13 protein-coding genes are annotated in these 13618 nt (G+C 66.1%); 7 read left to right on the top strand and 6 right to left on the bottom strand.

Annotated features, from left to right (window positions below):
• Window positions 1–185: 185 nt before the first annotated feature.
• Window positions 186–968 (bottom strand): SDR family oxidoreductase, encoded by a 783-nt coding sequence (locus MUU56_RS28655; RefSeq protein WP_244770688.1) that lies wholly within the window; start codon window positions 966–968, stop codon window positions 186–188.
• Between MUU56_RS28655 and MUU56_RS28650 the strand changes: the two genes are divergently transcribed.
• The 4 genes from MUU56_RS28650 to MUU56_RS28635 are packed head-to-tail and all read left to right on the top strand — an operon-like array spanning window position 967 to window position 2267.
• A complete protein-coding gene (locus tag MUU56_RS28650; protein WP_244770687.1) occupies window positions 967–1311 on the top strand; it encodes a hypothetical protein in 345 nt (114 codons plus the stop codon). The genes MUU56_RS28655 and MUU56_RS28650 overlap by 2 nt on opposite strands.
• A 13-nt stretch (window positions 1312–1324) precedes the next feature.
• On the top strand, window positions 1325–1717 hold the full coding sequence (locus tag MUU56_RS28645; RefSeq protein ID WP_244770686.1) for a CBS domain-containing protein: 393 nt from the start codon (window positions 1325–1327) through the stop codon (window positions 1715–1717).
• Between the two features lie 2 nt (window positions 1718–1719).
• Window positions 1720–1980, top strand: a complete 261-nt coding sequence (locus tag MUU56_RS28640; protein WP_244770711.1) for a DUF982 domain-containing protein — start codon at window positions 1720–1722, stop codon at window positions 1978–1980.
• A 29-nt stretch (window positions 1981–2009) separates the two neighbouring features.
• The gene (locus MUU56_RS28635) at window positions 2010–2267 is read left to right on the top strand and encodes a DUF2934 domain-containing protein (protein WP_244770685.1); all 258 of its coding nucleotides are present in this window, start codon (window positions 2010–2012) and stop codon (window positions 2265–2267) included.
• A 10-nt stretch (window positions 2268–2277) separates the two neighbouring features.
• On the opposite strand, the gene MUU56_RS28630 is transcribed toward MUU56_RS28635, so the two are convergent.
• Entirely contained in the window at window positions 2278–3303 is a 1026-nt protein-coding gene (locus tag MUU56_RS28630; RefSeq protein ID WP_244770684.1) for a DNA topoisomerase IB, read from the bottom strand.
• 9 nt (window positions 3304–3312) lie between these two features.
• Entirely contained in the window at window positions 3313–5397 is a 2085-nt protein-coding gene (gene glgX, locus MUU56_RS28625; protein ID WP_244770683.1) for a glycogen debranching protein GlgX, read from the bottom strand.
• A gap of 238 nt (window positions 5398–5635) precedes the next feature.
• On the opposite strand from glgX, the gene treZ reads away from it, so the two are divergent.
• Genes treZ through treY form a run of 3 tightly spaced genes read left to right on the top strand, consistent with a single transcriptional unit; the run spans window position 5636 to window position 10529 of the window.
• Complete coding sequence (gene treZ / locus MUU56_RS28620) at window positions 5636–7447, top strand: malto-oligosyltrehalose trehalohydrolase (RefSeq protein WP_244770682.1); 1812 nt, start codon at window positions 5636–5638, stop codon at window positions 7445–7447.
• A gap of 25 nt (window positions 7448–7472) precedes the next feature.
• On the top strand, window positions 7473–7844 hold the full coding sequence (locus MUU56_RS28615) for a CBS domain-containing protein (protein ID WP_244770681.1): 372 nt from the start codon (window positions 7473–7475) through the stop codon (window positions 7842–7844).
• Between the two features lie 33 nt (window positions 7845–7877).
• Window positions 7878–10529, top strand: a complete 2652-nt coding sequence (gene treY, locus MUU56_RS28610; protein ID WP_244770680.1) for a malto-oligosyltrehalose synthase — start codon at window positions 7878–7880, stop codon at window positions 10527–10529.
• A gap of 11 nt (window positions 10530–10540) precedes the next feature.
• Here the strand turns inward: treY and MUU56_RS28605 are convergent, their stop codons facing one another.
• The 3 genes from MUU56_RS28605 to MUU56_RS28595 are packed head-to-tail and all read right to left on the bottom strand — an operon-like array spanning window position 10541 to window position 13587.
• A complete protein-coding gene (locus MUU56_RS28605) occupies window positions 10541–11389 on the bottom strand; it encodes a sugar phosphate isomerase/epimerase family protein (RefSeq protein WP_244770679.1) in 849 nt (282 codons plus the stop codon).
• Window positions 11389–12594: an NAD(P)/FAD-dependent oxidoreductase gene (locus tag MUU56_RS28600; RefSeq protein ID WP_244770678.1), complete on the bottom strand. Its 1206-nt coding sequence runs from the start codon at window positions 12592–12594 to the stop codon at window positions 11389–11391. Before MUU56_RS28600 ends, MUU56_RS28605 begins: the two co-directional genes overlap by 1 nt.
• A 48-nt stretch (window positions 12595–12642) precedes the next feature.
• Window positions 12643–13587 (bottom strand): substrate-binding domain-containing protein, encoded by a 945-nt coding sequence (locus tag MUU56_RS28595; RefSeq protein ID WP_244770677.1) that lies wholly within the window; start codon window positions 13585–13587, stop codon window positions 12643–12645.
• Window positions 13588–13618: the final 31 nt, after the last annotated feature.

The following is a 13618-nucleotide window of genomic DNA, read 5'->3' as shown; positions in this document are numbered from 1 at the left end:
TTCACTGCCTCTTTCAAATGCCCCGCGGTCGGCTACGCGCCTTATCTGGCGTCACCGGGAAAAGCCGCTGCCCATGCCGCCCGTCTCGATCCGCACCTCTCACGACGGCGGAACCGCGAGAGGAGATAGGGCGCGGCCCCGCCGCGTCAAACGACGGGCAGGCGCCATATCCCGGCACCCGCACCCTAGCGCAACAGACCCTGTCCGCCGTCGATCCACAGCGGGATACCCGTGATGTGCCGCGCCTTGGAGGAGGCGAGGAAGAGGATCGCGTCGGCAACCTCGTCGGCGGTCCCGGGCTTGCCCTGCGAGACCGGTATATCGCCCTGCGGCCAGATGACGGGGATGCCGGCCTCGCCCGCCCCGCGCCGCTCGGTGTTGTCGTCGATGCGCGTCTCGATGGCGCCGGGGCAGACGGCGTTGATGCGGATGCGCACCTTGCCGAGCTCCAGTGCCAATTGCTGTACCATGGCGACCTGCGCTGCCTTGGTGGCCGCATAGGCGGTCGCGCCCGCCGTCGAGAAGGTGCGCGTGCCGTTGATCGAGGAGACGACGACGATCGCGCCCTCCCCTGCCCGCTTGAGCAGGGGGACGGTGAGATGCAGCGTGAGATAGGTACCGCGCAGGTTGGTGGCGATCGTCTCGTCCCATTCGGCAGGCGTCAGGTCGTCGATCGGCGCCCAGACGCCGTTGATGCCCGCATTGGCGACGACGATGTGCAGGCCGCCGAACGCCGTGGAGAGCTGCTCCACGGCAGCGCGCATCGACGCCTCGTCCGCCACATCCGCCGGGAGCGCCAGGGCCTCGCCGCCCTGCCGGCGGATCTCGGTGGCGACCGCTTCCACCTCGTCCGGGTTGCGGCTCAAGACACCGACACTGGCGCCATGGCGCGCGAATGCCAGGGCCGTCGCCTTGCCGATCCCGGACCCAGCGCCGGTGACGAGGGCGATCTTTCCTGCAAACAGCATGGGCAACTTTCTCCGCGTGATACCGATCCGGCTCGGCAATAATGCTCGGAAGGCACGTCGGTTCCGGGGTTTTTCGGGAACCAAGCGCGGGCGCTTGCGTTTGTTGAAAAGACAAAACCGTTCGCAGGAGTCCAACGTGCGCCAGAAGAAGAAGCCGCTAGCCCGCAAACCCGCCGTTACCCCCGATGCGGACCTCCGGAACACCCGCAAACGCCGCAATTCCTGGGAGCCGCAGGTGATCGTGCCGCAGCAGGTCGATTTGCCGCTCAACCGACCGGACCACGACGAGGTGGTCGTCCCCGCCGCGCCGAACGGCCGCAGCCTCATCAATGGGCGGTTATGAAGGGGCGACGAAGATGCGTGTGAAGGACGTGATGTCCGCCCAGATCGTGACCGTCTCTCCCAATGACACCGCACAATCGGCCGCACGGCTGATGCTGGAAACCGAGGTCGGCGCCCTTCCGGTCGAGGTGCCGGGCGTCGGCGCCATCGTTGGCATCATCACGGATCGCGATATTGTCGTGTCGGTCCTCGGCCGGGGGCATTCCACTTCCATGGCAATTGCCGAATTCATGACCGTGTCGCCTGAAGTGTGTAACGAGAGCGACGACACGGCCGCGGTGGCAGCCCGCATGCGCGAACTCGGCGTGCGGCGCCTCGTGGTGGTGAATGACGACCGGCGGGTCGTCGGCATCGTCAGCCTTGTCGATATTCCCGCCGAAAGACCCGCAATGGAGGGGTCGCAATGACCATCTTTGCAACCGACCGGCTATGGGACGAAGCGGTCGTGCTGGAGGGCGACAAGCAGGTTCTTCGCGTGCAGAGCACGCGGGACGCCCTGCTGTGCCTGAAGAACCATTGGCCGATCGAAGACGGACCTGCAGCGCTGATAGCCAGAAGCGTCTGCGAGCAGGGGCTGACAAGCGACGACGACCCGGCCTTCGCGCGCCGCGCCTTCATCGAAGCGGCGAAGGAAGCCGGTTTCCGCGTGAATTCATGGACGGCGGCATAGACCGCTGCCACTACCGAAGGGACATCATCGTGAACGACGAACGCCAGGAATGGATCAGCAAGCGTGCCTATGGCCTATGGGAGGCGGAAGGCCGCCCGCACGGCAAGGATCGCGAGCATTGGGAACAGGCGGCACGCGAGCGCGCCGAACTGGAGCGGGTCGCCCTGCCCGAGCATCTGAAGACGAAACGCAATTCCAACGATGTCGACGACGCCACCCGCCGGGCCGTCGACGCGATCCGCCGCCCGCCGCGGAAAGACGACAAGGCGCTTGCCCTTAGCCATTGATGCGGCGACCCTAACCCTGCTGCGCCCTTTTCCGGTTTTCGAGAAAGCGCAGCAGGCGTTCCTCCTCCACTCGCAATCCTGAAATGTCGAGCACGGGGCACCGCATGGCAAGGCCGAGGGCCTCCGGTGTTTCGGCGAGTGCGATGATATCCGGGTGGATGTAGCTCGACCGGGCGATGGCCGGCGTATTGTGCAGGGCTTCGGCCGTCGCCTCGGCCATGCCCTTGATCGTCGGGCGGCCGCCCTCCTCGATCGCGTGGCGGGCATGGGTGAAGGCGGTGAGGCTGCCCGCCCAGGTGCGAAAGGTCTTCGCCGAAATGGCGATGCCGGAAATCTCGGCAAGATAGGTGTTGAGCCGCCCGGAATCGATCGGCCGCACCAGATCGCCCTCGTCCTTCCAGACGAAGAGCTGGCGGCCCGGCAGGTCGGCACAGTCCTCGAGCAGGCGCTGGAGGCGGGGATGTTTCAGCGTCCGGCGCACGCGCTTGCCGCCCTTGGCGGTGAACCGCAGCGCGATGCGTCCCTCCGCAAGCGAGACATGACGTTTCAGGAGCGTCGTCGCGCCATAGGTCTTGTTCTCCACCGCATAGGCCCGGTTGCCGACACGAAGCTGCGCTTCGTCGAGCAGGACCGTGATTGCGGCCAGCATCGTATCGACCGCGCCGGGCGCGCCTTCAAGGTCGCGCCGGACCGCGCGGCGCAGTTTCGGTAGCGCGCGGCCGAAGGCGATGAGCTGGTCGAACTTGTCGCCGCTCTTCAGTGCCTGCCAGTCGGGATGGTAGCGATACTGCTTGCGCCCGCGCGCGTCATAGCCGGTGGCCTGCAGATGGCCGTTGGCCTCCATGCAGATCCAGACATTCTCATAGGCCGGCGGCAGACCGAGCGCGGCAATGCGCGCCTTCATATCCGCATCGCGCAGCAGCGCCCCGTCGGGCAGGCGATAGCAGAAACCGCGGCCGGACCGCTGGCGCCGGATGCCGGGCTCGCTGTCGCTGACATAGACGAGGCCGGTTTCCTTGAGGTTTTCCGGTGCCATGGTCGATCGTCAGCCTGCCGGTTCGAAGGCGGCAATGCTTGCGCCGGAGACCATGACGGAGCCTTCGGCGGGATGTTCGGCAAAGGCATTGTCGTCAGATCCCGTGTCGAGCACCCGTTTCCATGCCGTGATGCCGTTCGCTTCGGGCAGCGCCACCGTGCAGTCCCCGCCCGCGTTGAAGACCATGAAGAGCTGGTCCGCCCCTTCCCCGTTCGCCGGCTTTGCGAGAAAGAGGCCGAGGGTGCGCAGATTTCCGTCCTTCCAGGCGGCGTCGGTCATGAGAGCGCCGTCGGGTCCGTACCAGGCGATCTCGACGGTGCCGTCCTCGCCTGCCTCGCCCGTCAGGAACCGTTCCTGCCGGAGCGCCGGATGGCGCTTGCGGAAGGCGATGGCGCCCTTGCAGAAGTTGAGGAACGGATCATCGAGGCCGTCCCAGCCGGTCCAGCCCGTCTCGTTGTCCTGGCAATAGGCATTGTTGTTGCCGTTCTGGCTGTTGCCGAGTTCGTCGCCGCCGAGCAGCATCGGCACGCCCTGGCTGAGCAGCAGGGTCGCGATCATGTTGCGCCGGCGGCGATCGCGTGCCGAGCGGATGGCCGGGTCCTCCGCCGGGCCTTCGACACCCATATTGTGCGAATGGTTGTCGGAATGGCCGTCGCGGTTGTCCTCGCCGTTCGCCTCGTTGTGCTTGCCGTCATAGGAGACGGTGTCCATGAGCGTGAAGCCGTCATGGGCGCTGATCAGGTTGACCGACGAGGTGGCGCCGCGATCGGAATGGTTGAACTGCGGGGCCGAGCCGGTGAGCCGTGTCGCAAGCCCCGAAACGAGGCCGCCATCGCCCTTCCAGAAGCGGCGCACGTCGTCGCGGTACTTGTCGTTCCATTCGCGGAAGGGGTGCGGGAAGCCGCCGACCTGGTAGCCGCCGTCGCCGACGTCCCAAGGCTCGGCGATCAGCTTCACGCCGGAAAGGATCGGGTCCTGCCGGATCGCATCGAAGAACGTGCCTTCGCGGTCGAACTCGATGTGCCGCGTGCGCCCGAGGGTGCTGGCAAGGTCGAAGCGGAAGCCGTCGACATGCATGACGCCGACCCAGTAGCGCAGGCTGTCGAGCACCATGCGCAGCACCATGGGATGGGCGATGTTGAGTGTGTTACCGGTGCCGGTCGTATCATAGGTATGGCGCAGGTCGCCCGGCGATAGCCGGTAGTAGCTGAGATTGTCGAGCCCGCGGAAGCTCAGGGTCGGACCACGTTCGGAGCCTTCGGCCGTATGGTTGTAGACGACGTCCATGATCACCTCGATGCCGGCGGCATGGAAGCGTTTGACCATGGTCTTGAACTCGGTGATGGCACGGCCGGAGAGGAAGCGCGGCTGCGGCGCGAAGAAACCGAGCGTCTGGTAGCCCCAATAGTTGCGCAGCCCCTTTTCCACGAGATAGCGGTCGTCGGGAAAATACTGGATCGGCAGGAGTTCTATGGCGGAAATGCCGAGATCGACGAGATGCTCGATGATCGGATCGCTCGCCATGCCCATGAAGGTGCCGCGCAGCTCTTCCGGTACGCCGGGATGGTTCATCGTCATGCCGCGCACATGCGCCTCGTAGATGATCGTCTCGGTCCATGGCCGGCGGATGGCGGCATCGCCCGCCCAGTCGAAGTCCGGATCCTGCACCACGCCCTTGACCATGAAGGGTGCGCTGTCCCGCTCGTCGAAGGAGAGGTCGCCGGCCGGATCGCCGATGCTGTAGCCGTAGAGGGCGTCGTCCCAGGCGATCTCGCCGACGATTTCCTTGGCATAGGGATCGAGGAGCAGCTTGTTGGGATTGAAGCGGTGGCCGTTCTTCGGGTCGTAGGGGCCTTGCGCCCGGTAGCCGTAGACGGTGCCGGGCTTCAGGCCGGCGATATAGCCGGACCAGATGTCGCCCTCGCGCTTGGGCAGCGGCAGCCGGTCGGTCTCCTCCTTGCCGTCGTCGGAGAACAGGCAGAGTTCCATCTGCTCGGCATGGGCGGAAAAGACGGCGAAATGCGTGCCCTCGCCGGTGAATTCGGCGCCGAGCTCCGGCTTCATGAAGTCGAGTTCGGAAAATGAATAGCTCATGCGATGCGTCCCCTTCGGTCGACCAGGTGCTCCCCTGAAGCAACAGGCAGACGGACCGAAAATCCCGTGCCGCCGCCGCAAGTGCTCATCGTGGCCCGCGACGGGTTTCGCCGGGAGGAACAGAGAGCGCCGGTCCGGTGCGAGGAGAGCGATGGTGCAACGCGAAAAGATGGGATTTGTTCCGGAACATTTTCACCGCTGCCCGGTTCCCTTCCCCGTATTCAGCAAGAGGATCCGCATGACGCAGGCATCGTTGACGCCGAGATGCTGGGGGCCGGCCCTCCTTGAGGACGGGCGGGTGCAATTCCGCCTCTGGGCACCCGCCGAAGACTGGGTCACGCTGCTTGTCGGACGCAACGAGATCGCCATGCGCCCGGCCGGCGACGGCTGGTACGCGGTCGAGACGGACCTTGCGCGTCCGGGCGACAGCTATTCCTTCCGGCTTTCCGATGGCCTCGTGATCCCCGATCCCGCCGCGCATGCGCAGGAGAAGGATGTCGAAGGCCCCTCCGTCCTTATCGACCATGCCGGCTATGCCTGGCAGCATCCCGGCTGGAAGGGGCGCCCATGGGAGGAGGCGGTTCTCTACGAATTGCATGTCGGCGCCTTCACGCCGGAGGGCACCTTCCGTGCCGCCATCGAGCGGCTTCCGCACCTGCGCGATGTCGGCATAACCGCCATCGAGATCATGCCCGTCGCGCATTTCGCCGGGCAGCGCGGCTGGGGTTATGACGGTGTGCTGCACTATGCGCCGCACAATGCCTATGGCACGCCCGACGACCTGAAGGCGCTAATCGATGCCGCGCATGGCCATGGGATCATGGTCCTGCTCGATGTCGTCTACAATCATTTCGGTCCGGTCGGGAACGTCCTGCCGCGGATCGCCCCGCCCTTCTTCCATCCCGAACGCCATACGCCCTGGGGCGCGGCGCTCGCCTTCGAGCGCGAGGTGGTGCGTCGCTATTTCATCGACAACGCGTTGCACTGGATCGTCGGCTACCGGTTCGATGGCCTGCGCCTCGATGCGACCGAGGAGATCCATGACGAAAGCGAGCGGCACGTCCTCATCGAAATGGCGGAAACGATCCGGCAGGCCGTCCCGGATCGGCAGGTCCACCTCGTCGTCGAGGACCAGTTGAGCCGCAAGAGCCTTCTGAACCGCGACGATGGCGTGGTGCGCCACTACACGGCCGGCTGGAACGACGAGTTCCACCATGCCCTGCATGTCGTCGCGACCGGGGAGCGGCAGGGACACTACGCGCCCTTTGCGCAGGACACCTATGCGCTCCTGCGCGAGGCGGCGGCCAAGGGGTTCGTGCATGCGGATCGCAGCCGGGACCGGGTGGGGCCGGCGCCGCAGGATCGCCTGCCGCCGCAGGTCAATGTCAACTTCCTGCAGAACCATGACCAGGTCGGCAACCGGGCCTTCGGCGACCGGCTCGCGCGGCTTGCCGATCCGGCGCTGCTCGACGTCATGACGGTGTTGCTGCTGCTCGCTCCGCCGGTGCCCCTGCTCTTCATGGGAGAGGAGTATGGCGAGGATCGGCCCTTCCTCTTCTTCGCCAATTTTACCGGCGACCTGGCGCGGGCCGTGCGGCAGGGGCGCAAGAAGGAGGCGGAGAAGTTCGGTGGGCTGGAGGCGGGCCAGACCGTGGAAGACCTTCCCGATCCGAATGCCGAGGAGACCCTGCAGCGCTCGAAGCTCGACTGGTCCCGCGCGACCTCGCCCGGCGGCCGGCGGCGCATCGACTTCGTGCGCGCGCTGATCCGGCTTCGGCAGACGCATGTCGCGCCGCTGCTCTCGGCAGAGGCCGCCCCGCATATCCTGCCCGCCGAGGACGGCGTTCTTGCCATCGACTGGCGTTTTCCTGCCGCCACGCTTTGCCTGCGGGCAAACCTGACCGGGGAACGCAAGGCCTGGCCGGCGGCCGGGGGAGATGCGATCTTCGAACTTGCGGCGGAAACCGCGGCCGGCCCGGCGATTGTCGTCACCGTCGATCACGCCGCGAGCGCGCCCATTGGAACCAAAGTCGCGCTCGCCGGTTCCTAGCGAAAGCGCTCAGCAAGAGGTCCCCATGCCCATCGGCGACATCATGACCCGCAATGTCCATCTCGTCCGGCCCGAAGAGACCCTTCAATACGCCGCAAGCCTGATGGCGGAATGGGATATAGCCTTCCTGCCCGTGGCCGACGCAAGCGGCCTCGTCGGCACCCTCACCGATCGCGACATCATCCTGCGGGCCGTCGCGCCGGGGCTCAATGCGGAAACGACGAAGGTCGGCGACGTCATGACGACCAACATCACCTATTGTTTCGAGGATGAGGAGCCGGAGGGCGTGCTGGCCAACATGCAGTCGCTGCATCTGCGCCGCCTCGCCGTGCTCGACCGGCAGAACCGGCTGGCCGGGGTAGTTTCACAATCGGATTTCAAGCGCCGCCGGACTTGACCTCTTCGTGCCGCCGGCCAGCGAGGCAGTGCCTTGATCCCGATCCGCTCGACCTATCGCCTCCAGTTCCGCAACGGCATGGATTTTGCCCAGGCGTGCAAGCTTGTGCCCTATCTCGAGGCGCTCGGCATAAGCCATCTCTATGCCTCTCCCGTCATGACCGCGGTCGGTGGATCGACCCACGGCTACGACATCACCGATGCAAACGAAATCGACCCCGGCCTTGGCGGGCTCGATGGCTTGCGGCGCCTGTCTGTCGATCTCCGTGCCCGCGGCATGGGGCTCATCCTCGACATCGTGCCCAACCACATGGCCGCCCATCTGGAAAATCCCTGGTGGCGGAATGTCGTGACATGGGGCGCGGAAAGCCCCTTCGCCCGGTACTTCGATATCGACTGGTCCGAGCGCCTGACGCTTCCCTTCCTCGGCGATGGTTTTGACGCGGAGCTGGCAAGCGGGGCGATGAGCCTCGCGCTCGACCCGCGCGACGGGTTGCTGGCGCTTCGCTATCACGAGACCTTCTATCCACTTCATCCGCGCAGCTATCCGCTGGTCCTGGCCGATGCGGGGCCGCCGGCCCTTGCGGATCTGCGTGCGGCCGGTGCCGTCCTCCATCCCGGAGATGAGACGGAAAACCTGCACCGTCTGTCCGGCGTGCTTGCTGTCCCGGGCAATCGGGAGGCGATAACCGAAGGATTGGAGGCGATATCGCGGCAGCCCGCCCGGCTTCGTACAATCCACGATGCCCAGCCCTGGCAGCTGACCAACTGGAAGACCGCCGGCCGGCACCTGACCTATCGCCGATTCTTCGAGATCGCCGGCCTGGTGGGCCTGCGCGTGGAGGATGCCCGCGTTTTCGAAGACAGCCACCGCCTGATCATCGACCTCGTGCGCGAGGGGATCGTGGACGGGCTCAGGATCGACCATATCGACGGGCTTGCCGATCCTCTCGGCTATCTCGGGCTTCTGCGGGCCGCCGTCGGCTCCGCCCCCTATATCGTCACCGAAAAGATTCTTGAGAGGAACGAGCCCTTCCCGGCGGATTGGCCCGTCCAAGGCACGACCGGCTACGAATTCATCGGGGCGCTGGCGGATGTCCTTGTCGACGAACGGGGGCAGAAGCGCTTGCAACAGGCTTTCGCCGCGTTGAAACCGCCGGACCGGCAGCACGCCTATTCCGAGGAGAGGCGGAGCGCCAAACGGCAGATGCTGACGGAGAATTTCGCGGGCGAAGTGGCGAGCGTCGCAAGGCTTGCGAAGATGATCGCCGATGCGGGCGGGCTGGGATTAGACCACGCGATCCTGGCCGAGGCGATCCGTGTCTTCATCATCGCGCTCCCCGTCTACCGCACCTATACGACGGAGACCGTCGTGCCTGAAGGCGACCGCGCCTTGGTGCATGCGGTGCGCAAGAATGCGATCGAAGCCGCGCAGAAGGCCGCGCTTCGTCCTGCGGTCGATTTCGTGGCCGCGCTTCTGATCGACGATCCGGTTCCCGCAGAAGCAGGACCCCGCGCCGAATTCCGGCGGCGTTTCCAGCAGCTCAGCGGCCCGATCATGGCAAAGGCGGTGGAGGACACCCTGTTCTACCGGGAAAATGCCGTTATCGCCCTCAACGAGGTCGGCGGCGACCCCGGCACCGCAGCCGGCGGCGTGCCGGCATTCGATGCCTTCATGGCGAACCGGGCGGAGACCATGCCGAACGGCCTGTCGGCAAGCTCGACCCATGATACGAAACGGGGCGAGGACGCCCGTGCCCGGCTCTACACGCTGACCGAGGCGCCGGATGCCTGGATTGCCGCGACACGGCGGTGGAGCGGGCTCAATGCATCCCTGCGCCATGCGTCCGGTGGGCGAAGCGTGCCGGAACCGGAGGTGGAGTGGCTCATCTACCAGTCGCTCGCCGGCATCTGGCCGTCCGGTACTCCTGACGACCCCGCCGTACTGCGGATGCTGGGGGAGCGGATGAGGCTCTACGCCACCAAGGCCCTGCGCGAGGCGAAACGCGCCACGAGCTGGACAGAACCCGATGCCGAATACGAACGGATGGTCGGTGATTTCGTCGATGGTCTGATGCAGCACGATGCCTTCCTGCGGGATTTCGACGCGACACTTGCTCCCTTCATCGATGCCGGCCGGGTGAATGCCCTCAGCCAGGCGATGATCAAGCTGACGGCGCCGGGGATTCCCGATCTCTACCAGGGCAGCGAGCGCTGCGATTTCTCCCTCGTCGATCCCGACAACCGGGTGATGCTGGATGCCAACGGAGTGGCGATCCCCGAAAGGCCCGAACCCGCCGATACGGCCTTTCCCCTCTACAAGCAATGGCTCACGGCAACCGTGCTGGCGGCAAGACGGAAGAGCCCCCTCCCCTTCTCGGGTCCCTACCAGCCCCTCGCCGTTTCCGGCGGTGACGGTGGCGCGCTTGCCTTCCTGCGCGGCACGCAGCAGGCCTTCGCGATCGTCGCCGTTCCCCGGCTCACCTTTGGAAAGGTGATGCCCGGCACTCTGCTGTTGCAGGATACAGCCCTGCGCGAGATGGCTGCTGCCCTCCCCTCTCGCCTGGTTGGCCGCGTCGTGCGCTCCGTTCTCGATGGAGATACTTTCACGCTCGGCCAGGATCTCCCGCTTTCCCTCCTCTTCGCCAAGTCCCCTGCGGCACTGCTCCTTTCGGTGGACCAGTAGGTAAGCGTTCGCTAACTATCCCGAGCGGGCACGGCGCTGGTAGCCCAGAGATCGAGCGCCATCCGGCGGAGCTGAAGCGCCTCCTCCCACCGGTCCGTCGTGTCGTTGCCGCTCCGACCGGTGATCGCATAGGGTTTCGGCCCCAGCTCGCAGGTGAAGACCAGCGTGGCGTTCTCGGCTGCGCGGGAGCGCCAGTCGCGGAAGCCGTAGTCCCACCACGCGCGGAAGAGATCGACCCAGGGGCGGTGATGCGGGAAGGAAATTTCGATCTGCACCTGCTCGCGCGAGGCGACACGGCCGTGGAAGGCCTGGGCATTGTTGAGGATGCGCCGGATCAGCGCATGGTTCTCCTGCGAGACCGGAAAGGCGAACTCCCGGCCGACCAGGAAATGCGAGAGGTCGGCGAGAAGCGGCAGGTCGGGCCGCCGGTCGAGGAGATCGAGCGTAAAGTAGAGGTCCGTGGTCATCCGGTCGCGATGCGTCTCGATATAGACGGGAACGCCTGCCTTTTCGGCAAGCTCCATCCATCCGTCGAGAAGCGGCAGGCAATCCTCGATCCGGCGCGGGCGGACATCGGGTTGCAGGTTGATATGGCTGACCGGGAATTCGGCGGCCAGCTCCAGCGGCAGGCGCAGGTCGTCTATGCTGCGCGGGAAGCAGACGCCTTCGATCTTCAGGTCGGTGCCGCTTAGTGTCTCGTCAAGGCGGGTGACATCGGCGCGGTTGGTATAGTGCGCGCTGACACCGTCGAACCCTGCCCTTGCGATCATCGCGATGTTTTCCGCAAGGCTGCGCTCATGGCCATCCGTATGGCGGCGCTCCATGGCCCAGAGCGACTGGAAGACGAGCAGCGTCTGCATCAGGCGGCCCGGGCGCTCTTGAGAAGCGCCTTGAGGTTGACGGCCGGATCGGCAAGCGCCGGGAGATCGGGACGGATGCCGGCGGCAATCAGCATCTCGGCCAGCTTGATGTCCCTCGCCACCGCGTTGCCGGCGCCAAGGCCGGCCGCCGCCACGAGGCGACCGTCCGCAAGGTAGAATTCCAGTTCGCCCCCGGCGACCGGTCGCAGGATGCTCTGGTGCCCCGGTTGGGGCAGGCCTGCCACCTGCAGGCCGAGATCGTATTGATCGGACCAGAACCAGGGCGTGGCGGCAAAGGCCTCGTGGGCGCCGGTCATGTTCCGCGCGGCCGTCTCGGCCTGGCTGCGCGCATTGCGCCAGCTCTCGAACCGCATGGCGCCGCCGCCCGGCTGGGAGACGGCGGCACAGTCGCCGGCGGCGTAGATATGCGGGTCGCTCGTGCGCAGGAAGCTGTCGGTGAGGATGCCGGTCGCCGTTGCGAGCCCTGCCCTCCCGGCAAGCGAGATGTCGGGCAGAACGCCGATGGCCGAGATGACGGTGCCGGCGGGAACGCGGCTGCCATCGGCAAGCATGATGGCATCGGGGGTGATTTCGGCAATGCCGAGACCGAGATGAAAATGCACGCCCTCCTCCCGGTGCCGGGCATGCAGCCTTTCGGCAAAGCGTGGCGGAACCGCCCGTCCGAGCGGCCTGGATGCTGCCTCGATGATGCTGACGGCGATGCCCTTGTCTCGCAGTACCGCGGCAAGCTCCATGCCGATCAGCCCGCCGCCGATGATGGCGACAGGCCCGCCGGTTTCGGCGCGGGAAAAGAGGGTCTCGGCATCGCGATAGGTGCGGAAGTCGAGCGCGCGCTCGGCGCCGGGGCATGCCAGCCGGCGGGGCTGGGCGCCGGTGGCAAGCAGGAGTTTGCCATAGGACAATATCCGGCCGTCGCTGAGGGCTATGCTGCGGCGGGCTGCGTCGATGCGGATGGCGGCGAGGCCCTGGTGATAGACAATGCCGGCGGCTTCCAGCGCCCCGGCCGTGCAGATCGCCTTCATCTGCACGGCTCCGTCCAGTGGCTTGGAGAGCGGCGGACGCTCATAGGGCAGGTGCGGCTCCGTGCCGATCAGCGTGACGGCGCCGGAAAAGCCGGCTTTGCGGGTGGCAAAGGCTGCGCGGGCGCCGGCCTCGCCCGCCCCGATGATGACGATATCGTCCATGCTGGTCTCCGTGGAAAGGGACCGGCGCGGGGCGCCGGTCGGGGAGGATCAGTTCCGGCTGGCGTAGTCGGCCATGTTCTTCGGCGTGACGAGCTCGAAGGGCACCCAGACCTGCTTTTCGATCGCCTCGCCGCGCACCAGCGCCACCGCGGTATCCACCGCGCTTGCCGACTGGCCCTTGGCGTTCTGGAACACGGTCGCGTCGAGGTCGCCCGCCGCCATGGCGGCAAGACCGTCCTGCGTCGCGTCGATGCCGATGACGATCACGTCGTCCATGGAGACGCCCGCCGCCTTGAGGGCCTGGATCGCGCCGATCGCCATTTCGTCATTGTTGGCGAAAACCACATCGATGGGCCGACCGGCGGTGATCCAGTTGGTCGTCAGGTCCATGGCATTGGTGCGCGTCCAGGCGCCGGACTGTTCGTCGGCTATTGTGACGCCCTTGCAGTCGCTGGCGGCCAGCGCGTCCTTGAACGAGGAGGTACGGTCGCGCGAGGCCTGGTGGGCAAGGTCGCCCATCAGGATGTAGACCTGCGCATCGCTCGCCTTGCCCTTTTCCTTCAGCAGGGAACAGGCGGCCTCCGCGCCAAGTTCGCCGGAATCGGTCTCCTTGGATCCGACATAGGCCTGCTTTTGCGGCAGCGCGCCGACATTGTCGGGCTCGAGATTGAGATAGACGAGCGGGATGCCGGCTTTTTCGGCGGCCTCGCTGATGCCGGGGGCGGCGGAGGTGTCCGTCAGTGTCATGATGATCGCGTCCACCCCTGCGGCGATGAAGTTTTTCACCTGGTTGAGCTGCTTGGAAATGTCGGTCTGGGCGTCCTCGATCTGGACATTGACGCCGTTGACCTCGGCGGCCCGCGCGCCGATCCCCTCGCGCAAGAGGGTCTGGAAGTTGTTGTCGAAACTCTGCATCGAGACGCCGATCGTCTCGGCTGCGGCAGCACTTCCCATCAAGGCGGCCAGAGCGGCCGCCAGGCACATGGATTTCATGGTATCCTCCCAATGTGGGTGCCGGTCCACC

Origin of the sequence: Shinella yambaruensis (assembly GCF_022899355.1) — a bacterium.
GTDB lineage: Bacteria > Pseudomonadota > Alphaproteobacteria > Rhizobiales > Rhizobiaceae > Shinella > Shinella yambaruensis.
This window is presented reverse-complemented; position numbering and strand designations above follow the sequence as displayed.

Coding starts and splice junctions, on each gene's coding strand:
- MUU56_RS28650 (WP_244770687.1), top strand. CDS start 967: ATGGGCAACTTTCTCCGCGTGATACCGATCCGGCTCGGCAATAATGCT.
- MUU56_RS28655 (WP_244770688.1), bottom strand. CDS start 968: ATGCTGTTTGCAGGAAAGATCGCCCTCGTCACCGGCGCTGGGTCCGGG.
- MUU56_RS28645 (WP_244770686.1), top strand. CDS start 1,325: ATGCGTGTGAAGGACGTGATGTCCGCCCAGATCGTGACCGTCTCTCCC.
- MUU56_RS28630 (WP_244770684.1), bottom strand. CDS start 3,303: ATGGCACCGGAAAACCTCAAGGAAACCGGCCTCGTCTATGTCAGCGAC.
- glgX (WP_244770683.1), bottom strand. CDS start 5,397: ATGAGCTATTCATTTTCCGAACTCGACTTCATGAAGCCGGAGCTCGGC.
- treZ (WP_244770682.1), top strand. CDS start 5,636: ATGACGCAGGCATCGTTGACGCCGAGATGCTGGGGGCCGGCCCTCCTT.
- MUU56_RS28615 (WP_244770681.1), top strand. CDS start 7,473: ATGCCCATCGGCGACATCATGACCCGCAATGTCCATCTCGTCCGGCCC.
- MUU56_RS28605 (WP_244770679.1), bottom strand. CDS start 11,389: ATGCAGACGCTGCTCGTCTTCCAGTCGCTCTGGGCCATGGAGCGCCGC.
- MUU56_RS28600 (WP_244770678.1), bottom strand. CDS start 12,594: ATGGACGATATCGTCATCATCGGGGCGGGCGAGGCCGGCGCCCGCGCA.
- MUU56_RS28595 (WP_244770677.1), bottom strand. CDS start 13,587: ATGAAATCCATGTGCCTGGCGGCCGCTCTGGCCGCCTTGATGGGAAGT.